A 22,240-nucleotide genomic window follows, 5' to 3' on the forward strand; every position below is an offset into this window, starting at 1 on the left:
AGGCTACCGCCCTTTTTCTTCTCCTGGCTTTACATCAATCTTTTAGCGCCCTGCCTGATCATGGACCTACCTACGGCTATGAGTGAATTCCAAGCCATCTGATTGGTGCCATCGCCACTGTCACTTACTTCAACGGTATCCCCCTGGGCCTCAGGCTTTTATTACCCGTTTATAACAACATCAGTACCAGATAAGCCTGGCTATTGCGGCATCCTTCTGAAACCTGAAAACCCGCTGACCATCTATACTTAAAGACATACTTAGAGCTATACCTAGAGCTATACCTAGAGCTATAAAACAGCTGATTGATAATGCTTTTTCTATGCCATGACCGCTGCATTTGTTTTTTTAATACAACAACACAGAAATTAATATTTTATCTATACCGGCATTACTAATACTGTAGAGATAAGCATTCGGCAGACTAAAATTACAATGAGGAGCAATCTCGAAAATGACCGATAACAAAGACATCAATATGCAAGACGTGTGGCAACAGGATAAAGACCACTATATTCATCCCTGGACTGATTTTTCAACATTCAAAGAAACAGGATCTATGATCCTGGCAGACAGCGACAATGTTCATGTAACAGATGGTGAAGGTCGGCAATATCTTGATGGCATCGGCGGGCTATGGTGTGTGAATATCGGCTATGCCCGCAAAGAGATGGCTGAAGCCATTGCCGAACAGATCATGAAGATCCCGTACTACTCCTCTTTCGGCCATCATACTACCGTACCTGCTGCACAACTGGCCGCTAAACTGGCCGAGCTGGCTCCGGGTAACCTGAACCATGTTTTCTATGGCTGTGGCGGCTCCGTGGCTAACGATACTGCAGTACGGATGATCCACTTCTACTTCAACCAGCTGGGTAAGAAGAGCAAGAAGAAGATCATCTCGCGCATCGACGGTTACCACGGCAGCACCTACATGGCGATGTCGATTACCGGTGTTAAATTTGACCATATCGGCTTCGATATCGAAGAAGAACTGGTGCACCATATCTCCTGCCCGAACCCGTACCGCCGTCCGGCAGAGCAAAGTATCGAAGCGTTCTGTGACGAAAAAGTGCAGGAACTTGAAGACAAGATTCTGGAACTGGGCCCTGATAACGTCGCAGCTTTCTTCGCCGAGCCGATTATGGGCGCCGGTGGTGTTATCGTGCCACCAGAGGGTTACCACAAACGTACTCTGGATGTATGCCACAAGTATGGCGTGCTCTATGTATCCGATGAAGTGGTTACCGCATTCGGACGTCTCGGCCACATGTTCGCCTCGGAAGACGAGTTCGGTATAGTACCGGACATGATCACCTGCGCTAAAGGCCTGACTTCAGGCTACCTGCCGCTGGGCGCGACTATCATCTCTGATGAGATCTACGACGTAATCAGCAAGCCACAGGCTGACGGTGCTCTGTTCACCCACGGTTACACCTATTCCGGCCATCCGGTAAGCTGCGCCGCCGGCGTTAAGAATATCGAGATCATGGAGCGCGAGAACATCTGCGGCCATGTTAAAGATATGGGCACTTACTTCGAAGAACAGGTTAAGTCACTGATCGATCTGCCTATCGTCGGCGATGTTCGTGGTCGCAAGTTCATGATGTGCATCGAGAACGTTGCCGATAAAGAGACCAAAGAGCTGATCAATCCGGATGCCAAAGTCGGCAACCGTATCGCTGATCACTGTCAGGCCCGTGGCCTGATCGTGCGTCCTCTGGCGCATATGAACGTACTATCTCCACCGCTGACCCTGACTAAGGAGAACATCGACTTCCTCGTGGCAACATTGCGTGAAAGTATCGAAGCTACTATGGCTGATCTGAAACAGGAAGGTTTTCTCTGATCTGAGAATAACCTGAGTTATTACCCCTGCACTTTCGTGTTACTCACCACCGGCAACTGCCGGTGGTTTTTTACCGTCGTAAGGCTCATGCACTGAGCCTTTTTTTCACAGTGAATCTGATTAGCCCCCATTAATCGGTGTTGCCATTGCTGTGTTTTTTTGAGGGCTTATTGCCCTCCTTTTTTTGAAACAACAGCCAGATTAAAACCAACCAATCTTTTCAATAAAAACAGAAATAGCATTTATTCAATTAAAAAAAACCAATCAACACACTTCCTCCAATTAATTAACATTAATTTAGCATTATGCATCGTAGATTTAAAAGGCAATAATCATTGTTATTTCTCTATATCATGAAGATATAAAGCCACCAGCTCACTCATTTTCATAAATAAACAAAATAAAAATAAAAACCACATAATTCAGGTAGCATGCGTCATCGCAGTGACAACGGCTGATTGTTATCAACCGACACTTGATAATACTTGCTATGGTGTTCGCCTCAAACGCTCCTTTTCATGCTGTCAGCAGCTATGAGCCAACTTAATTTCATTAGCAATAGCGCAATAATATTCCAGTGCCAAAAAACCAAAATCAATAACCATACTATTAACAAACCAATGGAGGTTATAAAAAAGGCTTATCTGTGTATTAAAATTTCAGATCCTAGCCATCAGTATTAAATATTTTATCAAATCATCCTTACATCATATATTTACACCTCAGTTCTACGCTGAAGCAGAAAACACTCAATCAAGAACATTAATTGATTCAGAAGCCCTTCTGCATTTCTAAAAAAATAATAAGGATTGATCGATGAAACTAACCTGGTTAGCTCCTGCTGTTCTATTTGCTGCATCCGCTGTACAAGCCGCAGAAGTATCAAGCACTATCACCTTCACTAACGATTACCGTTTCCGTGGCGTATCTCAGACCTCCGGCGATCCGGCCCTTCAGGGCAGCATCGATGTCGGTTTCGATAACGGTATCTACGCGGGTATCTGGGGCAGTAACGTAAACTTCGGTGACTCTGACAATGCCAACCTGGAAATTGACTATTATGTCGGACACGCCGGCGATCTGACCGAAGAGCTCAGCTATGCCGCTACTTTGTATTACTTCCAGTACCACGGTTATACCGACGGCACAGATATCGACTTTGCCGAGATAGATCTGCAGGGTTTCTACAAAGATTTCTCTGTGCTTTATGCCTATACCGATAACTACGTAAACAGTGGCGACGACTACCATTACGTGGCAGCTGACTATTCTACCGCAATCACTGAACAGGTTAATCTCGACCTGCACGCCGGTTACACCTTCGGTGATGCTTACGACGATGCAGAGTATTCTGACTACTCCATTGGCCTGTCAGGCAGCGCTGCAGGTCTTGATCTGTCAGTGGCTTACCTGACCAACGATGTTAAAGGCTCAAAGATTGATGATCTGGACGACAATACTGTCGTCTTCGCGGTATCCCGCTCGTTCTAAACCCTCCTCCCCTTCAGGGCAGAACGAAAAAAAGCCAGTCATGTGACTGGCTTTTTTGATGAGCCTGAAAAACCAATGGAGTATTGGTCATCTTATATAGATAGGAAAGAACAGCGTTCGGCACATAAGGAATCATGAGAAATCTGATGATTTGTGCTCAGGTTTTCCTTCTCAGAAACCTGAAATCAGACATAAACCTTAGTATCAAAGTTGGGTAGATATGTGCCAAGAGCAGCCATATTAATAATGCTCAAACCCATCGCTAGCCTCGCTTACCCACCGCCTTAAACATCGGAAATACTGAACCATTATCCGCAATATTACGGATGGAGAAACTATTAGGCCCATAACAAAACTTTAGCTTATTAAGCTAATGCTTCTCTGTATTTCGCCACTGTATTTCCCAATCCATATTTGAGTGAATCAATAATCAAAGCATGGCCAATTGACACTTCCTTTAAGTCAACTGACGAGGCAAGCATAGATATATTTTCAAGATTAAGGTCATGCCCTGCATTGATTTCCAAACCAAATGACTGTGCAATCTCAGCTGCAAGTATATATTTCTTTAATATTTCTCCCTGCCCCTGGGTTCCATATGCCTTAGCATATTCTTCAGTATAAAGCTCAATTCTATCTGCCCCTATGTGTGCAGCTAACTCATACTGAATAGCCTCCAAGCCTGGATCCATAAATAAGCTGACTCTAACACCCTGGCTTTTCAATTTTTTAATTATAGGTCGCAACGTATCTTTATCTCTCACCAAATCCCAACCATGATCAGAAGTAAGCTGGTTAATCTCATCAGGAACCAGAGTGCACTGATGAGGTTTAGCCTTGTGCACTAAAGTCATAAATCCTGGGTAGTTTTCATTCTCAGGTTCAAAGGGATTTCCTTCAATGTTAAGTTCAGTAGAGTCTGTAATATCTGATAGTCGATATACGTCGCATGGGCGGATATGACGTAAATCTGGCCTTGGGTGGACAGTAATGCTATCGGCACCATTTAAAATAGCTATTTTAGCCATTTCATATATATCTGGTAAGTTAGACAGACGTGAATTTCTTATTAATGCTATTTTGTTAATATTTACACTGAGCTTTACCATGATGTTATCCGTTTTGTTTTGTGTTTCAAGTGAAAAAGGCAATACTTTCCTATTCGGAGCTATTATTAACAATGAAGATTAGTTGTTATTTAAGGTGATGGCTTTGAAAACAATAAGTTATGAGCAGGTTGTAGATGAATATGGCATTGCATATTTTAGAGGATTAGCCTCTTTTGGTGCTTTGTCGGATGAGGTTATCACCTACTTGTTGGCGTCTGGCGTTATTTCTTCATATGCTGCTGGAGAAGTTATTTGTAAATATGGGGAAAGAGACCGTAGTTTTGCAATTATTATTAATGGCGATGTCGCATTCTATAAGCATTGTAAGGATCGTGATGTATTGACCAGACATTTTATTAGCGGAGATCAGATGTGCTTTGATCTTATGATTGGTCTTATTAAGCATAATGGTACTGAAATTGCTGACAAAGACAGCTTGATATTAGAGATGGCTGATCATCTATTGTTTGACTTACATGAGAAATTCCCTCAGCAGTTTGGTCTGTTTATGATTAACATGTCCCGTGAGCTTTCTCGCGAGATATCTTTACTTGAGGAAGTTATTGGCGATAGTACAGGCTGGGAGAAAAGGAACAGATATAAGAAAGCATAGCCTTCTATATCGAAAGTTATCTAATCTGCATTACCAGCCATAATTCCAGGTTTTGTTTAAGCTCTTATTTTTTAATAAATAAAATTAGTTTTATATTTTGAATCAGTTGTTAAAAAAAGGCTGCCATGAGCAGCCTTTCATATCTCAGAAGGGGGTGAGATATATATTAAAACGAACGTGACACACTAAAAACGATGGTGTCGTCATTTCTTTCAATACCGGATGAGACTGTATCGGCATCAGTCGTAATGTAATCGGCCGCGAGGTCCAGTCCCTGAAAGCTGCCTGAGATGCCGATAGAGTAATCAGAGTATTCTTCGTCTGGTTCAAACGCATCACCAAATGAGTAACCCGCATGCAGGTTCAGGCTGATAACCTCAGATACATCGTTGCTGTAATCTAAGGCTACGTATTGGCCATACAGAGAGCTGTCTTCTGCATCATTGGCAATGGCATAAAGAAAGCTGAACGACTTATAGTTCAGACCCAGAAATACTTCAGCGTAGTTTGAATCGGCATCATCACCCGGGTACTGGTAGTAGACTATGCTGGCATCGTATTCGAGTTCATCACTGATGCTTGCGGAATGGCCTATGTAATAGTCCAGTTCCAGGTGAGCATCGTCGCCATAATCTATGTTACTTCCCCAGAGTCCTGCGTAAACGCCATTATCAAAGGCGACATCCAGGCTACCTTGCAGTGCTGGATCTCCTCCTGTCTGCGAAATGCCCCGGAAGCGATAATCACTTGTAAAGCCTACAGTACCAGACACTTCAGCAGCGTTTACAGTACCGCACAGAGCACCGACTACAGTTGCCGCAAGTATAACATTTTTCATTTCTAATCCTCAGTTCGTGAATATTCAGATTTGTGAAGTTAATTGAATATATTTTTATTTTTGAACTAGTTGATTTAAACCTTTGGTGATCAGCTGATCACCCCCCTTAATACCATTGCAATACTTTCTTCAGACGTAGAGATGCCGCTTAACCGGTATCAAACAGGTAAGAAAAATATACTGTTTTGGTAACTGTTGTATTTTGGAATGACCGAAATGGACTTTTTTCGGTAGTCTGGGCAGGGGCTATTATTTGAAATAATCCCCTGCCTTATACTTAAGTTTTGTTTCTCGCTTTCGCCAGTTGATTCATAAGCTCTTGTTCTTTCTTTTGTCTCCAGCTTGCAAGCCACCACGTTAAGCAAACCAGGAACGACATAGTCATAATGATTATCGTAGCCAGTGCATTGATTTTGGGACTCACACCTAATCGCGCACTAGAAAAGACAACCATAGGCATAGTGGTTGAGCCGGGGCCTGCAACAAAGCTCGATATGACAACGTCATCAAGCGATAGTGTGAAAGCCATTAAGAAACCAGCCAACAGAGCTGGGGCGATAACAGGAACCGTTATAACAAAGAATACTTTGAAGGGTGTTGACCCCAGATCTTGAGCGGCTTCCTCAATAGACAAGTCCATATCTCGCATTCGAGAACTGATAACAACAGCAGCAAACGCAGTACAGAAAGTAGTATGGGCAATCCAAACAGTTACGATACCCCTATCACTTGGCCAGCCCAGTACATCTCCCATTGACACAAACAGCAATAGCAAAGACAAACCGGTAATGACTTCTGGCATTACCAGCGGTGCGGTCATCAATCCGCTGAACAAAGTATGGCCTCTGAAACGGCCAAACCTGATCATCACAAATGAAGCGATAGTGCCAAGAACAACCGCCGAAGTCGCTGATAAGAAGGCGATCCTTAAACTCATCCAGATCGAGGCTAATAATTGCTCATCCTTCATTAGTTCGAAATACCACTTAACTGAAAAGCCTCCCCAAACAGTTGCCAGCTTTGACTCATTAAATGAATAGATAATAAGAATCAGCATAGGCAGATACAAAAATGCTAAGCCAAACCCGAGCATACAGTTTTGCAAATTAAGAAGCTTTTTCATGATTCCGCCTCCATTGATTTTTGCTGAAGCCTATTAAAGAGAATAATGGGCACAATAAGCAGACAAAGCATCACTATCGCTACCGCAGAGGCTACGGGCCAGTCCCTGTTATTAAAGAATTCCTGCCATAAAATCTTACCGATCATCAGGGTACTCGGGCTGCCAAGTAGTTCAGGTATTACAAACTCACCTACCGCAGGGATAAACACCAGCATGCAGCCTGCTAAGATTCCCGCTTTAGTTAGCGGAACAGTTACCCTTAGAAAGGTTTTCCAGGGTCTGGCACCTAAATCGGAAGAAGCTTCGAGCAAGGAGTTATCTAACTTCACAATGTTGGCGTATAACGGCAGTACCATGAATGGTAAGTAGGCATAAACAATACCGACATACACGGCAAAATCAGTATGTAGCATGTGGATTGGCTCATCGATAATGCCTAAGCCCATCAAAGCACCATTAATAAGCCCCTGGTTTTTCAGAATGCCTATCCACGCGTATACCCGAATCAAAAATGATGTCCAGGAAGGCAATATAATCAACATCAGCAACACATTGCGCGCATTAGGTTCTGCGCGGGCTATGGCATACGCCATAGGGTATCCCAGCAACAGTGCCAGGAAAGTAGCTATTGCGGCAATTTTTACTGAGCTCAGATACGCTGTCAGATACAGGTCATCTTCAAGTAATAAAATGAAATTTGAGAAACTAACTTGGAAACTGAACATTTCATCCTCAACCCCCCAAATATCAGTATAAGGCGGTATTGCTACCGCAACTTCTGAGAAACTAATCTTAAAAATGATAAGAAAAGGAATTACAAAAAAGGCAAGCATCCAAACATATGGGATTGAAATCACCCCACTGCGTCCACTAGGAAGTATTTTATTTTTAAGTAATTTAATCATGACTCTAATACCACGCCGCTATCTTCAGACCAATGCAAATAGACACTGTCTCCGATTCTGAAACCATGTTCTCTTCGTTGAGAATTCAAGCTTACTACCTGAATTTCCAGACCTCGCTTACCGACTACGTTATAGACCGAATGCCCCCCCATATAGGCGACTTCTTCCACCGTACCTTTTGTATAGTTACAGTCAGCCTCTGGCTCAGTTCGACTTAAGGAAATTTTTTCAGGCCGGATAGCAACAAGAACATCTTGTCCGCCTGGCCCTGTAATACCGTGATCAATCGTAATCGGCACTTCTACATCTTCAGAGTGAACAATCACATGCCCCGGAGTTTCTTCCGAAACATAACCTTCAAATAGATTTACAGAGCCTATAAACTCAGCGGTATAACGGCTGTTAGGAAACTCATAAATATCGTGTGGAGATCCTATTTGTACCAGAGAGCCCAGATTCATAATCCCAACTCTGTCAGCCATAGTCATAGCTTCTTCTTGATCGTGCGTTACCATGACACAGGTAACACCGACGCTTTTGATAATATCAACCAGTTCTAGCTGCATCTGAGTTCGAAGTTGCTTATCCAGTGCCCCCATTGGCTCATCTAACAGAAGCAACTTAGGTTGTTTAGCCAGACTTCTGGCAAGTGCAACCCGCTGACGTTGACCACCAGATAATTGGTGAGGCTTGCGATTCCTATATTCAGTCATATGAACCATCGCCAGCAGCTCCTCTACCCTTTCCTTGGTCTCTTTTTTACTGGCTCCATCCTGATTCAGGCCATAAGCGACGTTTGTTTCTACGGTCATATGCGGAAATAACGCATAGGACTGAAACATCATATTAAAAGGACGTTTGTACGGCGGAATCTTTGAAATATCTTCCCCTTCCAACATCAAATGACCCGATGTCGGTTCCTCAAAACCAGAAAGCATTCTTAGTAAGGTTGACTTACCACACCCAGAACCACCCAGCAGAGCAAAGATTTCACCTTTATAAATGTTCAGATCAAGATCTCGTACCGCTACAGCGTCCCCAAAGCGCTTTGTAATTTGTTGAATAGAGATCAGAACATCCTTCGGATCCTTAAATGGCTTTGAAGGTGGATTGAAGGCTTTAATGTCCTGCAGTTTTTGGCTCGTAATAGGGACGATACTCATCATGATACCTGTGTATTATTGTTTTTCTTAAATCTAAGAGAGGCCCCTATTCCCTAAGATCAGAGAATAGAGGCAGAGGAATCAACGACCGGCTTTAACGTCAGTCCATACCCGAGTTTGGATACGATTGAATTTCTGAGGTAACCCTTTAATAGGGAATAAGACTTTTTTTAACTCTGGTGTTGGATAGATGCCTGGGTTATTACGAAGATCTTCATCTACCAAGGCAAAAGCTTCTTCATTTGCATTAGGATAAGTAGTCGCGTTGCTGTACTCGGCAACGACATCCGGACGAAGCATAAAGTTGATAAACTTATGCGCGTTTTCCTTATTTTTTGCATCGGCTGGAATAGCAAGCAAATCGAACCACACACCAGTTCCTTCTTGCGGAATCACGTAGGCTATATCAACGCCATTGCCTACTTCTTTAGCTCTGAGAGCTGCCTGATAAACGTTTCCGGACCAACCTAACGCAACACAGATATCACCATTAGCTAAATCATTGATGTACTGTGAGGAGTGAAAATAAGTAATGTACTCTCGTACACTATCAAGCTTGGCTTTTGCTTCTTTGTAGTCAGCTTTGCTCTGACTTGCCGGATCTTTACCCAGGTACTTTAGAACCGTTGGGATGACTTCAGAAGGTGCATCAAGTATTGATATTCCACAACTTGATAGCTTGGAGGCGTATTTAGGGTCAAAAATCAGGTCCCAACTATTTTCTGGAAAATCATCACCAATTTTTTCACGAACCTTATTTACATCATAGCCAAGTCCTGTAGTCCCCCATAGGAAAGGCAGTGCATGCTTATTACCAGGGTCACTCTCGTCTAATTGAGTCAGCAAAGCAGGATCCAAAGAATTGAAAGAAGAGAGCTTTGATTTATCCAGTTCAGCAAAAATACCCGCATCTACCTGACGCTTAATAAATAGACTACCGGGACCAACCACATCGAAACCCGAATTACCGGCCAGCAGCTTAGCTTCTAGCACTTCATTGCTGTCATAAACATCATATGTGATTTTAATACCAGTTTCAGATTCAAACTTTTCAAACAACTCAGGAACTATATAGTCCGACCAGTTGTATAGATTCACTACTTCTTCAGCATAAGCACTAGGGCCACCCAGAACTGACGCCAATACTGTAGCTGCCAGTGTTTGCTTTAAGTTCAGTTTCATCTTTATCCCTCGGTTCTTTATTAATTATTTTGACGGGGCTTAAAAGGCGTTAGTCAACAAACTCAATCGATTGCTATAACGCCACTTCACAACTTTCTTACTAACAACCTTGCTTGAGCAAACTGAATGATCATTGACCATCACAGTAACTAAAACATAGCCTCAGATTGTATCTAGGTCAACCCAAAATGCACTTTAGATGTTTTTTTAAATATCCGCGCGGAAATAATTACCACCGCAGCAGATAACATTCCTAGCCATAAACGCTACAATAGACAAAACAAATGAAGTATAAAACTGCTATTTACTTAATAAACAGCCACTAAAACTAATAACCAATTCGCCATTCACTTTCTATAAGGGTATAAAAGTGCTTGACACAATAATGATCGCATGTCTTATATGTCACTATTAGTGCAATAACTCTGATTGCGTGTGATTTTTCATTGAAGTGCTCACTTGGTAAAAAGATGAAGCAGTATTAAGATACTTGCACAGGCAAAACTGGAGCAGCTAGGGAGCAATACCCTACTAGTTAGATGGTCGGGGAATTTGATATTTCTTTATGAATAAATTAGTTGACGTAAATAAGGAAGCGATGAGTCAGGAATACAGTGAGCTACAAACACGCGTAGCTAAGAATATTGTTGAATCATTGCGACAAGAAAATCACAAGAAAGGAACCCACCTCAAAGAGCAGGATTTAGCTAACTCCTTTCAGGTATCACGCTCCCCTATCAGAGGCGCCCTTAATTTCTTAACTGATAATGGCATAGTTGAGCGAATTGCAAACAGGGGTTACTTTCTAGCATGTGATGCAACCTCAATATCTTTGAGCGATCTGGAAATATCTCCCACTTCTGATGAAAAAGTATGCGAGCAGATTGCTAAGGATTGGTTCCACGGCAAGGTACCAGAAGTATTTACTGAAGCAGAATTCAGGCGAAGATATGATTTAGGCAGACTAAGTCTTTCCCGTATTCTGGTGAAGCTTTCTGAAGAAGGCGTAATATCCAGAAATCAGGGTCATGGCTGGCGATTTGAACCTACTCTGAATACTGAAGAGCAGCACGATGCCAGCTTTGAATTTCGACAGGTGGTTGAACCAGCGTCAATAATGCTACCAACGTTTGAACTAGATAAAGGCTTAGCAGCGGCTAGCCGACATCATCACCAGGAGATTCTTAATGGAAATGTCACCGATATTGCACGCATTTTTGAAATAGATGCTGACTTCCATAAGATGCTGGCACTCAGCTGTAAAAACCCCTTCTTCGTTTCAGCGATAGAACGCCAAAGTAATCTACGGCGCCTAGTTGAATATGAATCGCTGATTAAAACCGACCGCTTAATAAAGTCTAGTCAGGAGCATATGGATATTCTTGACGCGATCGAAGTCGGTGATTTCAACCTAGCGTCAATATTGCTCAAACAGCATATAATGATTGCCGGTCGCTGCAAGCCCGCTTTTGACTAAACAAGAAGCAGGATAAAGAACCTGCGATTAAGTCTCCCGGCTTGAGGCAATACCCGGCTTTGCCGGGCATCAGGTTGCTGAACATGAACAGCATCTCCTCAAAAAATAGAAAAGCGGTTCCCTGATTTTAATCAGAAGCCGTTATCGAACTGCATTATTCTAAGCCTGGTCCTGATCAACGTCCCTACCCCCTTGTATGTTTCTGTACTCTCTACCTTCGGCTGTAGTACAACCTGGGTGCCCCGGCAATAGTAGATGCCTTTGATGCAATGCATAGATAGCACCCCTTACGCGCCTTTCACTCAATCCCAGCATCAACCCCTTGCTCTCACCCGATCATGAACTTTCAGTACTCACCGTAACCTCATGAGCCTGATCGACAAGCAGAAAGTATTCAAGGTAAAGAAAAAGAGATTGACTGGTACTATGTGGAACGCTATGACAATGTCAGGACTCTCAATATATATCCGAGATATCAACACTATCCCCATCAATATTGAATGCATGAAAGCCTGTATTCAAGAAGAGGTCAGGCATCTCTTTGGATAAGAAAGTGCCATCCTGAATTTACCAAAGCGAGATATCACGGACTTAGGATAAACCCGCCTGATTACCTTTAAACAGGTGTTCAGGCGGAAACAGATAACCAGAAATAATGAGTTCCTGAACCTTTTATGATCAAAGATACTTACACAGAGGAAAAGGCGATTTATGCAACGTCCCCTTACCTGCCTCTTGTTTTACCTTAAATCAAAAAAACCACACTCAGATAACCTGTCACACTCATAACAAGCGTATATGGCAGCGCCATCCAGACCATCTTCCCATAGGAAAGACGAATCAAGGGAGCCAGGGCAGACGTCAAAAGAAACAGAAAGGCAGCCTGGCCATTCGGCGTTGCAACACTTGGAATATTTGTCCCTGTATTAATTGCCACAGCCAGCTTTTCGAATTGCTCCCGATCAATTACCCCCTGGTTTAGTGCAGCTACAACTTCATTGATATAAACATTTGCGATAAAAACATTATCGCTTATCGCAGAAAGAAAGCCGTTCGCTATAAAAAATACGCCAGGCTGAACGTCCTTTTCCATAGATAGCACATAGCTAATCATTGGTTGGAATAAGTGCTGTTCATGAATCACTGAGACAATACCGAAGAACACCACCAAAAGCGCAGTGAAGGGTAACGCTTCTTCAAAAGCTTTCCCTATCTGATGCTCTTCAGTAATACCGTTAAATGCCGTCAATAAAATTATAACTGTAAGCCCGATCAAGCCGACGGCTGCCAAATGAAAGGCCAACGCAAACATTAAAAATATAGCCACTAATATCTGACAATAAAGCCGTACTCGTTGAGTATTCGCACGCCCTTGATCTTGTTGCTGGTCGTAGTCTTGCAAAATTATTCGCACAGAATTCGGCAGCGTTGAACCGTAATCAAACCATTGCAGTTTTTCCAGAGCAACACAGGTAAGTAGTCCTGCACAAAGAACAGGCATAGTAACAGGGGCCATAAAAACAAAAAACTGAACAAAATCCCAACCTGCCTTTTGTGCGATCAGCAGATTCTGTGGCTCGCCAACCAGGGTACAAACACCACCAAGAGCGGTTCCTACAGCCCCATGCATTAGCAGACTACGCAGAAAAGACCTGAATTGAAACAGAGCCGCACGATGGCTTTCTCGCAACTCTGAGTCGCTAGAATAGTTATGATCATCACTGTGGAATTCTTTACCTGACGCAACACGATGGTAGACGGAGTAAAACCCAACCCCGACACTGATCAACACAGCCGTGACAGTTAACGCGTCAAGAAATGCTGATAAAAATGCTGATAAGCCAGAAAACAAAAGGGATAGCATGACTTTTGATCGGACATTCAAAAGAATCTTTGTAAATACCCAGAGCAGCATCTCCTTCATAAAGAAAATACCAGCAACCATAAACATCAGAAGTAAAATGACATCTAAATTCGCTGCAACCTCCTGATATACGGTTTGAGAGTCTGCCAGTCCAATAATGATAGCTTCAATTGTTAATAGTCCTCCCGGTTGTAACGGATAACACTTAAGCGCCAACGCAAGAGTAAATATGAATTCAAAAATAAGACACCAGCCTGTTACAACAGGGCCCAAGCTAAATAATATAAGCGGATTAATGATCAAAAACAGGAGAATTATTTTCTTATACCAGCCAGGCGAATTCCCCAGAAAGTTACGGTATAAAGCGTTGGCTCTTGTCACTGTTATCCCAACCTTTCGAATTATATGTTTGTAATACAGGAGATAATTTAGGTGAGCCACAACAATGAAGCACACACAAAAACTGAGATATCCCGTCTCTTTATAAATAAAAAGAGCCAGAAAGGAGTCTTCCTTTCTGGCTCTTATAAAACTTACAACGTCTTGTTATTGAATCGCAGTCTCTGTAGGACTATTAGCACGTTTTGATATCTCTGCCTTAGCCTTTACTACAGCTTCCAGGGCTTCTGTTTCAAGCTCTTTTCGCTCGGCCTCCTGCAGCGCTTTACGACCACTGAAACTAATTCCTACCACAGCAACCACAGTAGCAAATCCAATCATCATAATCGCTTTCACACCATAGTCTGAGTGAGTTCCCAGAAAAGCGTAATACAGAGTAATTACGGTTGTAACAAGGCCGAAGTACGGAACCCAGGTAAACCATGCACCAAATGCATGATTGGTTTCCGGGTGCAGTTTCCGATTGGCAATACACATACAGTGATAGGCAACATAGATTAAGATCCAAACATAAGCAGCGGCAAATACCAGCGGTATAACATCTGCATCAATAATGCCTGGGACGATAAGTAGAATTGTTGCAAAAACTGTCGCATTTATTGGTGTATGGGATTTAGGATGCAGTTTGGCAAAGAATTTGGAGGTGTGATTACCAAAGAACATACCATCACGGCTAATAGCGAAAATCAGTCGTGGCACCGCAGCAAGAGCAACTGTAATGGTTCCTAAAGTAGCAGCTGCTGATGATAATGCCATTAGCTGATAACCGAAATCACCATATACCTGCATACCAATGGCTAGTTGTGGGCAATCACCACCACATGCTAATTCGGTTTCAGCCAACAAACGCCAATCTGCAAGCGGAGATGTCGGCAACAACCCACCTCCCATGATTACCGCTACAATGAAAATAGCGATGATGCCAGCCATCAGACCGAAAGGAATTGAGCGTTTAGGGTCCTTTACCTCTTCGGCAAGTGCGCAGGCATATTCGACCCCCACAAAGCTCCAGAAAGCATATGCCAAACCTGCTACTAGTATTCCGGTGCTACCAAACAGACTTGGCATGCCTTCAGGTGGAACCATATTAACGGCATCCCACTCTCCTACATTACCCCAACCAAAATACCCAGATAGCCCAAAGAACACTCGAATACCTAGCATGAAGCAAAGCAGTATGGCACTGAACCAAGCAGCTTCTTTAATACCAAATAAGTTTGGAATCATCGCTATAACAGCTAGCATAATGACGTAATACTCGATCGGCATATCTATTTCTAGCAAGGCTTGAGCACCATAGGCCCCCGCGGTCAGTTCACCGGCATAGCCAAAAGCAAAAATACAGATAAAGGTAATACCCAGAATAGTGCCAAACACGATTCCAGGCGCACCGTTAAAAACTGTTTTTGCATAATCATATAAAGCGCCAGCTCTTGGATGCGATACCGCAAGATCAGCAACTGACATTCCTAATACCAGGTTCACAACTCCAGCAAGGGCAAGTGCAATAACAAACCCCCAGCCTAAAGAAAAGAACCCCTGAAAGTCAGTTACTAAAGTACTGGCAGCTACCACCAGGGCGACCCCTGCGACAAATACGTCCCAGGTCCCTAGAGTTTTGACGAGTTTAACTTCTTGATTCTCCATTTCTTTTTATTCTCCGAGTTGAGTTTTATAAATAGTTTGTGAGTAGTCGAACCAGAAATTGTCGCTTTTCATATTGAGGAGGACGATTTCAAAATCCCATACTTTGTATCCAAAAGACCACAAAATACAATAAATCGCAAGTGTAAATTTTGTGGCTATCTCCAATCACTAGCACCATCTATAGCTACAAAAGCAATAGACACAGCAAAATGCACTAGATGGAAGAGATTATAAATATATTTGTATTTTGTGTTGACGAAGAACCAATCTTACTCTAATGTTTTAATGGTCGAACAAAATACAATTAGTACTGGAGCGAGGAATCCGTTATGACTAAAAACGTAGATACTCTGGAAGCACGCGATCTTAAGAACACTCTGCATGGTTTTTCAGACCTGAATACCCTGCACAATAAAGGCCCGGTAATTATTGACCGCGGTGAAGGCCCTTATGTTTACGACATTCATGGCAACAAATTTCTGGAAGCAAACTCCGGACTGTGGAACGTAGTTGCAGGTTTTAATCATGAAGGTTTGGCGGAAGCAGCTTGTCAGCAAATTAAAAAATTTCCCGCCTATCACTCTTTCTTCGGCCGAATCAGCCAGCCAACTATTGAGCTTGCAGAAAAACTGATTGAAATTGCCCCTGTACCAATGAGTAAAGCGTTTTTCACCAACTCAGGCTCTGAAGCAAATGACTCAGTAATTAAGCTGCTGTGGATGATCAACGAAGGTACCGGTGAACCTAAGCGTCGCAAGATTATATCCCGCGTAAACGCTTACCACGGCACTACAGTTATTACTACAGCTATGACAGGTAAAGCATATGCAGGAGCATTTGGCTTACCTGGTAATAGTGAAGTCGTGTTTGCTGATTGCCCACACTTCTGGCGCTTCGCTGAAGAAGGTGAGACAGAATTAGACTTTACTGCTCGTATGGCTCGACAGTTAGAAGAGCTGATCGAACGTGAAGGTGCAGAAACCATTGCCTGTTTCTATGCAGAACCAGTAATGGGAGCCGGTGGTGTTATTCCTCCATCTGAAGGTTATTTTCAGGCAATTCAGCCCATCCTCAAGAAACATGGTATTCCGTTAGTTGCTGATGAAGTTATTACTGGCTTTGGTCGTACTGGCAATCTCTGGGGGACTGAAACACTTGGAATGGAACCTGATGTCATCGTTGCATCCAAGGTAATGACTGCTGGTTATTTCCCAATGGGGGCCGTCATGATCAACGAAGATATTTATCAGAAACTGATGAAGGCTTCTGAAGTTTGGGAAGAAATTCCACACGGATTCACTACCGGTGGCCATCCTGTCGGCTGCGCTATTGCTCTCAAAGCGATCGACATCGTACTCAACGAAGGTGTATTTGAGAACGTTGTTGAAGTCGGCGCTTACTTCCAGGAAAAGCTGAAAAGCTATGCAGACCATAAATACGTAGGCGAAGCACGTGGAGTCGGCCTGATGGGAGCAATTGAGCTGGTAGCGGACAAGCAAACAAAAGCAGCTTTCCCATCAGAATATGCGGTAAGTGAACAAATTGCTGTTACAGCCTTGGAGCACGGATTGATCGTGCGACCAATCGGTCAGGCAATTGTTCTGTGCCCACCATTCATTATTACCCGTGATCAGATCGATGAACTGTTTGAAAAGCTGGATATAACCCTGAAGCAGGTCTTCAGTAAGATTGATGGCTAACCATCTAGACTAAATACCATGGTCAGAAAATAAATCTGACCATGGTATCTAAAGGAAACAGCTCGAACACAGGGTTATATCGTCCTGAAACTAAGAATAAGAGAAATATTATGCTTGAGCCTAGAGATGTAAAAAGCATTGAAGATGCAAAAAAGATTGTTGAAGAGCGTGGCCTTAGCTATGTAAAGGTTGGGGTCTTTGATAATGATGGGGTGATGGTTGGTAAGTATGTCAGCAAAGAGAAGTTCTTTGCATCCCTGGATGGTAACTATGCAATGTGCTCTATGGTATTGGGCAGTGATACCAGCGATAACCTATACGACAACGTGAGCTATACAGGTTGGCATAAAGGCTATCCCGATTCTGAACTACGCATTATCCCAGAAAGCTGTCGTGACATTCCGATGGAAGGAAACATGCTGCTGTTTAACTCAGAGTTTGTAGGTGAGGCAGCAGACGTTAGTGCACAAGGAATGCTTAAGCGCATCATAAAACGCGCCGAAGATATGGGTTTTGATGTCTACTCCGCTATTGAATATGAGTTTTTTCTATTTGATGAAACCCCTGAATCAGTGCGCAGTAAAAACTATAAGAACCTGAATAATTTTACTCAAGACAATTTTACAATGTCGATTCTGCGTAGCACTGTCCATGGGGATTTTTATCAAAAAATCCTGGATATGGCGGAAAAGATGGACTTCCCTCTGGAGGGCTTACACGCCGAAACTGGTCCTGGAGTTCTTGAGGTAGCTCTCGCGGTAGATAAAGCGGAAGCTATGGCCGAAAAAGCGGCCCTGTTTAAAACCTTTATGAAAGTCCTGGCTCAGAATAACAATATGATGGCCACTTTTATGGCGAAGTGGTCAGAAGAGGTTTCAGGCCAGAGCGGCCATATCCATAACTCTCTTCGTTACAGAGATGGCTCTGGATCCGCATTTTACGATGCGAGCAAGCCTTACTATATGAGCGATACTATGCGCCATTTTGTAGCTGGCCAGCAGCGTTTCCTCCCTGAATTTACTGCTCTGATAGCCCCGACTATCAATAGTTATTCTCGCTTGGTACCGGGTTTCTGGGCACCAACAGAAGCAACCTGGGGTGTTGAAAACCGCACCACTGCTCTACGAGTTATTCCCGGCAGCGAAAAATCTCAGCGAGTGGAGTTCCGAATTGGATCTGCAGACTCCAACCCTTACTTATCATTAGCTGCAGCTATAGGTGCAGGTTTATACGGTATAGAACAAAAGCTTGAGCCGGGTGAAATGACTACCGGTAACGCATACGACAAAGAGCAACCTGATGCCTTGAAACTTCCGGGTTCATTATGGGAAGCCGCACAGCGTCTGAAATCATCTGACGCTGCTAAAGAACTCTTTGGCAACAACTTCGTAGAACATTTTGCAGCCAGTCGTGAATGGGAAGAACGAGAGTTTCGCAGGCATGTAACTGACTGGGAACTACAGCGTTACTTCGAAATTATTTGACAGAGTCTCTGTTACCGTCCATTTGTTCATAATTATGAGAATCGAGTTATGCATACCTCTATAAAAACGATCTCTCCGGTAAACGGTAGTGTTTATGTTGAGCGTAATTTTGCCACTAAAGAAGATATTCAGTTGGCATTGAAAATAGCCAGGCAAGCACAAAGTGTTTGGCGCAATGTTGCACTTGCAGAGCGCCAGGCTATTTGCCGTAAAGCTGTTGAATTGCTGAACGAAGAAAAACAGCAGGTTGCTGAAGAAATTTCCTGGCAGATGGGTCGGCCGATTAAATTTGCTGCTGGTGAGGTTGCAGGCTTTACCGAACGTGCTGACTATATGATCAACGCTGCACCTGAATCACTTAAAACACAGAAGCTTGAAGATAAAGAAGGTTTTATCCGCTATATCGAGCGTGAGCCTGTGGGTGTTGTACTTGTAATCGCGCCCTGGAATTACCCTTACCTGACAGCGGTAAATGCATTTTTGCCGGCGTTACTAGCGGGAAATTCAGTCATCCTGAAGCACTCTCCTCAAACACCCTTGTGCGTTGAAAGACTGGTACGTATTTTCTCTGAAGCAGGTATACCTGAGGGAGTATTTCAATATCTTCATATGGATCACGAAGGTTCAGAGTCTGTTATTCGGTCGGCATTAACCAACTATGTTGCTTTTACCGGATCTGTGCCTGGTGGTGCAGCGGTAGAACGTGCTGCTGCTGGTCGGTTTATTGGTGTAGGGCTTGAATTGGGAGGGAAAGATCCTTCCTACGTCAGGGCCGATGCTGATATTGATAATGCAGTCGCTACACTGGTCGATGGTGCTTTCTTCAACTCAGGTCAATCCTGCTGCAGTATTGAGCGGGTCTATGTTGACCAGTCTGTATATCAGGAGTTTGTAGATAAAGCGGTGAAATTAACCAATGAATATGTATTGGGCTCACCTGTCAATGAGACGACAACGCTGGGACCGATGGTAAGTGCGAAAGCAGCTGCCTTTGTTCGGGAACAGATAGCTGAAGCTGTTGTGCAAGGGGCCATGGCCCATATTGATGAGTCACGTTTCCCTGAGTCTGAAGTGGGCACTGCGTATTTAGCGCCTCAGATATTGACCAACGTAAATCATGACATGCGGGTTATGACCGAAGAGACATTTGGACCGTTGATGGCAATTATGCCAGTCAGCTCCGATGAACAGGCGGTGACTCTCATGAATGATAGTGAGTTTGGGTTAACTGCATCAGTCTTCAGCAGTGACATCGATACTGCAATTCGTCTGGGTAATAAGATAGAGACCGGGACCTTCTTTGTAAACCGCTGTGATTATCTGGATCCGGCGTTGGCCTGGACTGGAGTTAAGAACTCCGGACGGGGATGTACTCTATCAAGTCTTGGTTTTGATTCCCTGACACAGCTTAAGTCCTTCCATGTAAAAGTCGTCTGATACTTTTGGCGCTCTTTGTTTTCTACAGAGAACGCCTTGATCAGTCCATGATTTCAAAATCTTTGTGAAACTGAGGTTGCTATGAAAATTGGCATATTGCAGTGCGACCATGTACTGGAAAAGTTTGTATCTGAGCATGGTACTTACCCGCAAATGTATAGTGCCCTGTTCGATAATGTTCAATTGGATGTTCAATTTGAACTCTATGATGTAACGCTAGGGGAATATCCCTTAGATATTGATGAATGCGATGCTTACATTACGACGGGCAGTAAATGCGGTGTGAATGACGACTTATCCTGGCTAGAAGGTCTCGAAAATTTCGTATTGAAATTACATCAGGCTAAGAAAAAGTTTGTTGGTATCTGTTTCGGTCATCAGCTGGTAGCGAAAGCGCTGGGGGGAAGAGTTGAATTGTCACCCAAAGGCTGGGGTATCGGATTATCATTTAATCAGATAGATGCCAGGAAAAGCTGGATGCGACCGTACAGCGAGGGTATGGATCTAGTGGTTAGTCATCAGGATCAGGTGGTGGTTTTACCAGCTCAAGCCCAGGTTCTGGCATCGAGTGATTTTTGTCCTTACTACATGATTCAGTACGAAGAGCATTTCCTGACGATTCAGGGACATCCGGAATTTCCTAAAGGCTATTCTGAGAGCCTGATGGATGATCGTCGGAATCGTATTCCTGCGCGAAGAATTCGAGAGGGAATGGTGTCTCTGCTAGCAGAAACAAACGAAGAATTATGTGCAATCTGGATTTATAAATTTTTTTCCACAGCCTCTAAATAGGCTGGCTCCCTTGGCAAGGCCCTCCTTTGCGGGCCTTGTCCTTTTTTTTCACGGTAGGCCTGTAAAGTAACTCCTTCATGTTATCGCATAGGTCTGTGCCACTTTCCCGAGTGGCTCTTCTCTGTCGGCTTGTCATTTCTAAATGACTTGTTGACAGAGCTTTTTAATATTTCACTGGAAGTTGACCTTAAAGGATGATTAGAGATTCATTAAAACTTAAAAAACCATTCAAAATGTCGCTGATGAAGTATCGGAGCACGCTCAGACTTCAGCTAAACTCAGTGACGAGATGACCGACATGGGGCGTCATAAAAACAAATTGATCGGGCGATTTAAAGTTTAGAATTTTCCACTTCACATGTCATTATGATTTTATATATGGGATATTTTTAAGAGAAATGAAATTATCAATAATTGGTAGTAACTTATTCTGCCATGGATTTGGTTATGTATTGCACGAACACAAGAACAAGAATTTTTATTTTGTTGATAACATCAATAAATTTATAACAAAGAATAAATCTTCAACTATCACAAACAACCATTATTACATCATTGATAGCTTCTGCCTTAAAAATCAGGATTCAATTGATATTATTTCAGACCTTATTAGCACAGGCGCTAGAATTATCATCATTGCTAGCCTGATAGATAGCGACTTTTCTGAAACTGTTAAGATCATAGGTGTTAAATCTATAATTAATGCATCCTTAGGTAAAGAGCACATCAAGTATAAAATAGATGAGATATTTAGATCAAATCATGAAAATGCTGATATATTTTTTGACAAAAGCACACATTCATTCAATTTAAAGTATGACAAATCAAATCTTTCACTTACTCCTAGAGAGAACCAGATCACAAAGCTAATATTAAAAGGAATGCTCAACAAAAACATAAGCTTTTATACAGGAATACAAGAAGCAACCATAAGATCTCACACTAGAAAAATAATGAATAAACTAAAAGTAAAGACTAAAACTCAGCTTATTATTCTTCTATTTAGCGGTAGACTTTTCAACAATTAAAAATTATTAACGATGATTTAAAAAAACAACAAGAAATAATAATTTATTTATTTCAACAATTTGAATAATTACTCACAAATCCAACATAAGATTCCATTACCAATTTTTTTCATAGCTGATAACCATTTATGACACGGAA

17 protein-coding genes are annotated in these 22,240 nt (G+C 42.7%); 9 read left to right on the forward strand and 8 right to left on the reverse strand.

Annotated features, from left to right (window positions below; all coding sequences use genetic code 11):
- The first annotated feature begins 454 nt into the window (after nucleotides 1-454).
- A complete protein-coding gene (locus ACQUQM_RS12270; RefSeq protein ID WP_432470154.1) occupies nucleotides 455-1,849 on the forward strand; it encodes an aminotransferase in 1,395 nt (464 codons plus the stop codon).
- An 816-nt stretch (nucleotides 1,850-2,665) separates the two neighbouring features.
- Complete coding sequence (locus tag ACQUQM_RS12275) at nucleotides 2,666-3,340, forward strand: TorF family putative porin (RefSeq protein WP_432470155.1); 675 nt, start codon at nucleotides 2,666-2,668, stop codon at nucleotides 3,338-3,340.
- A 365-nt stretch (nucleotides 3,341-3,705) separates the two neighbouring features.
- Here the strand turns inward: ACQUQM_RS12275 and ACQUQM_RS12280 are convergent, their stop codons facing one another.
- Nucleotides 3,706-4,449, reverse strand: a complete 744-nt coding sequence (locus ACQUQM_RS12280) for a pyridoxine 5'-phosphate synthase (RefSeq protein ID WP_432470156.1) — start codon at nucleotides 4,447-4,449, stop codon at nucleotides 3,706-3,708.
- 103 nt (nucleotides 4,450-4,552) lie between these two features.
- Between ACQUQM_RS12280 and ACQUQM_RS12285 the strand changes: the two genes are divergently transcribed.
- On the forward strand, nucleotides 4,553-5,062 hold the full coding sequence (locus ACQUQM_RS12285; protein ID WP_432470157.1) for a hypothetical protein: 510 nt from the start codon (nucleotides 4,553-4,555) through the stop codon (nucleotides 5,060-5,062).
- A gap of 166 nt (nucleotides 5,063-5,228) precedes the next feature.
- Here the strand turns inward: ACQUQM_RS12285 and ACQUQM_RS12290 are convergent, their stop codons facing one another.
- The 5 genes from ACQUQM_RS12290 to ACQUQM_RS12310 form a co-directional block, all read right to left on the reverse strand.
- Nucleotides 5,229-5,900: a TorF family putative porin gene (locus tag ACQUQM_RS12290; protein ID WP_432470158.1), complete on the reverse strand. Its 672-nt coding sequence runs from the start codon at nucleotides 5,898-5,900 to the stop codon at nucleotides 5,229-5,231.
- A gap of 277 nt (nucleotides 5,901-6,177) precedes the next feature.
- Nucleotides 6,178-7,023, reverse strand: a complete 846-nt coding sequence (locus tag ACQUQM_RS12295; RefSeq protein WP_432470159.1) for an ABC transporter permease subunit — start codon at nucleotides 7,021-7,023, stop codon at nucleotides 6,178-6,180.
- Nucleotides 7,020-7,928, reverse strand: a complete 909-nt coding sequence (locus ACQUQM_RS12300) for an ABC transporter permease subunit (protein WP_432470160.1) — start codon at nucleotides 7,926-7,928, stop codon at nucleotides 7,020-7,022. The genes ACQUQM_RS12295 and ACQUQM_RS12300 overlap by 4 nt, the downstream gene beginning before the upstream one ends.
- Nucleotides 7,925-9,091 carry an ABC transporter ATP-binding protein gene (locus ACQUQM_RS12305; protein WP_432470161.1) on the reverse strand — a complete coding sequence of 389 codons (1,167 nt, stop codon included), beginning with the start codon at nucleotides 9,089-9,091 and terminating at the stop codon, nucleotides 7,925-7,927. The genes ACQUQM_RS12300 and ACQUQM_RS12305 overlap by 4 nt, the downstream gene beginning before the upstream one ends.
- An 81-nt stretch (nucleotides 9,092-9,172) precedes the next feature.
- Nucleotides 9,173-10,273, reverse strand: a complete 1,101-nt coding sequence (locus tag ACQUQM_RS12310; protein WP_432470162.1) for a polyamine ABC transporter substrate-binding protein — start codon at nucleotides 10,271-10,273, stop codon at nucleotides 9,173-9,175.
- A gap of 565 nt (nucleotides 10,274-10,838) precedes the next feature.
- Here ACQUQM_RS12310 and ACQUQM_RS12315 point away from each other — a divergent pair.
- Nucleotides 10,839-11,750 carry a GntR family transcriptional regulator gene (locus ACQUQM_RS12315; RefSeq protein ID WP_432470163.1) on the forward strand — a complete coding sequence of 304 codons (912 nt, stop codon included), beginning with the start codon at nucleotides 10,839-10,841 and terminating at the stop codon, nucleotides 11,748-11,750.
- Nucleotides 11,751-12,495: 745 nt separating this feature from the next.
- Here the strand turns inward: ACQUQM_RS12315 and nhaB are convergent.
- The gene (gene nhaB, locus ACQUQM_RS12320; protein ID WP_432474824.1) at nucleotides 12,496-14,001 is read right to left on the reverse strand and encodes a sodium/proton antiporter NhaB; all 1,506 of its coding nucleotides are present in this window, start codon (nucleotides 13,999-14,001) and stop codon (nucleotides 12,496-12,498) included.
- 159 nt (nucleotides 14,002-14,160) lie between these two features.
- Nucleotides 14,161-15,660: an APC family permease gene (locus tag ACQUQM_RS12325; RefSeq protein WP_432470164.1), complete on the reverse strand. Its 1,500-nt coding sequence runs from the start codon at nucleotides 15,658-15,660 to the stop codon at nucleotides 14,161-14,163.
- A gap of 329 nt (nucleotides 15,661-15,989) precedes the next feature.
- Here ACQUQM_RS12325 and ACQUQM_RS12330 point away from each other — a divergent pair, with 329 nt between their 5' ends.
- The 5 genes from ACQUQM_RS12330 to ACQUQM_RS12350 all read left to right on the forward strand — a co-directional run bounded on the left by ACQUQM_RS12330 (nucleotide 15,990) and on the right by ACQUQM_RS12350 (nucleotide 22,101).
- A complete protein-coding gene (locus ACQUQM_RS12330) occupies nucleotides 15,990-17,360 on the forward strand; it encodes an aminotransferase (protein WP_432470165.1) in 1,371 nt (456 codons plus the stop codon).
- Between the two features lie 110 nt (nucleotides 17,361-17,470).
- Nucleotides 17,471-18,844 carry a glutamine synthetase family protein gene (locus tag ACQUQM_RS12335; protein ID WP_432470166.1) on the forward strand — a complete coding sequence of 458 codons (1,374 nt, stop codon included), beginning with the start codon at nucleotides 17,471-17,473 and terminating at the stop codon, nucleotides 18,842-18,844.
- Between the two features lie 48 nt (nucleotides 18,845-18,892).
- Nucleotides 18,893-20,281 carry an aldehyde dehydrogenase family protein gene (locus ACQUQM_RS12340; protein WP_432470167.1) on the forward strand — a complete coding sequence of 463 codons (1,389 nt, stop codon included), beginning with the start codon at nucleotides 18,893-18,895 and terminating at the stop codon, nucleotides 20,279-20,281.
- Between the two features lie 81 nt (nucleotides 20,282-20,362).
- A complete protein-coding gene (locus tag ACQUQM_RS12345; protein ID WP_432470168.1) occupies nucleotides 20,363-21,073 on the forward strand; it encodes a glutamine amidotransferase-related protein in 711 nt (236 codons plus the stop codon).
- A 398-nt stretch (nucleotides 21,074-21,471) separates the two neighbouring features.
- A complete protein-coding gene (locus ACQUQM_RS12350; protein WP_432470169.1) occupies nucleotides 21,472-22,101 on the forward strand; it encodes a helix-turn-helix domain-containing protein in 630 nt (209 codons plus the stop codon).
- The last annotated feature ends 139 nt before the right edge of the window (nucleotides 22,102-22,240 follow it).

It is taken from the genome of Amphritea sp. HPY (assembly GCF_050870985.1).
Lineage (GTDB): Bacteria > Pseudomonadota > Gammaproteobacteria > Pseudomonadales > Balneatricaceae > Amphritea.

What these genes read in the sequence shown, in the direction of transcription:
- ACQUQM_RS12315 (WP_432470163.1), top strand. Translation starts at nt 10,839, where the DNA reads ATGAATAAATTAGTTGACGTAAATAAGGAAGCGATGAGTCAGGAATAC.
- ACQUQM_RS12330 (WP_432470165.1), top strand. Translation starts at nt 15,990, where the DNA reads ATGACTAAAAACGTAGATACTCTGGAAGCACGCGATCTTAAGAACACT.
- ACQUQM_RS12275 (WP_432470155.1), top strand. Translation starts at nt 2,666, where the DNA reads ATGAAACTAACCTGGTTAGCTCCTGCTGTTCTATTTGCTGCATCCGCT.
- ACQUQM_RS12270 (WP_432470154.1), top strand. Translation starts at nt 455, where the DNA reads ATGACCGATAACAAAGACATCAATATGCAAGACGTGTGGCAACAGGAT.
- ACQUQM_RS12280 (WP_432470156.1), bottom strand. Translation starts at nt 4,449, where the DNA reads ATGGTAAAGCTCAGTGTAAATATTAACAAAATAGCATTAATAAGAAAT.
- ACQUQM_RS12310 (WP_432470162.1), bottom strand. Translation starts at nt 10,273, where the DNA reads ATGAAACTGAACTTAAAGCAAACACTGGCAGCTACAGTATTGGCGTCA.
- ACQUQM_RS12295 (WP_432470159.1), bottom strand. Translation starts at nt 7,023, where the DNA reads ATGAAAAAGCTTCTTAATTTGCAAAACTGTATGCTCGGGTTTGGCTTA.
- ACQUQM_RS12345 (WP_432470168.1), top strand. Translation starts at nt 20,363, where the DNA reads ATGAAAATTGGCATATTGCAGTGCGACCATGTACTGGAAAAGTTTGTA.
- ACQUQM_RS12325 (WP_432470164.1), bottom strand. Translation starts at nt 15,660, where the DNA reads ATGGAGAATCAAGAAGTTAAACTCGTCAAAACTCTAGGGACCTGGGAC.
- ACQUQM_RS12290 (WP_432470158.1), bottom strand. Translation starts at nt 5,900, where the DNA reads ATGAAAAATGTTATACTTGCGGCAACTGTAGTCGGTGCTCTGTGCGGT.
- ACQUQM_RS12305 (WP_432470161.1), bottom strand. Translation starts at nt 9,091, where the DNA reads ATGAGTATCGTCCCTATTACGAGCCAAAAACTGCAGGACATTAAAGCC.
- ACQUQM_RS12340 (WP_432470167.1), top strand. Translation starts at nt 18,893, where the DNA reads ATGCATACCTCTATAAAAACGATCTCTCCGGTAAACGGTAGTGTTTAT.
- ACQUQM_RS12350 (WP_432470169.1), top strand. Translation starts at nt 21,472, where the DNA reads ATGAAATTATCAATAATTGGTAGTAACTTATTCTGCCATGGATTTGGT.
- ACQUQM_RS12300 (WP_432470160.1), bottom strand. Translation starts at nt 7,928, where the DNA reads ATGATTAAATTACTTAAAAATAAAATACTTCCTAGTGGACGCAGTGGG.
- ACQUQM_RS12335 (WP_432470166.1), top strand. Translation starts at nt 17,471, where the DNA reads ATGCTTGAGCCTAGAGATGTAAAAAGCATTGAAGATGCAAAAAAGATT.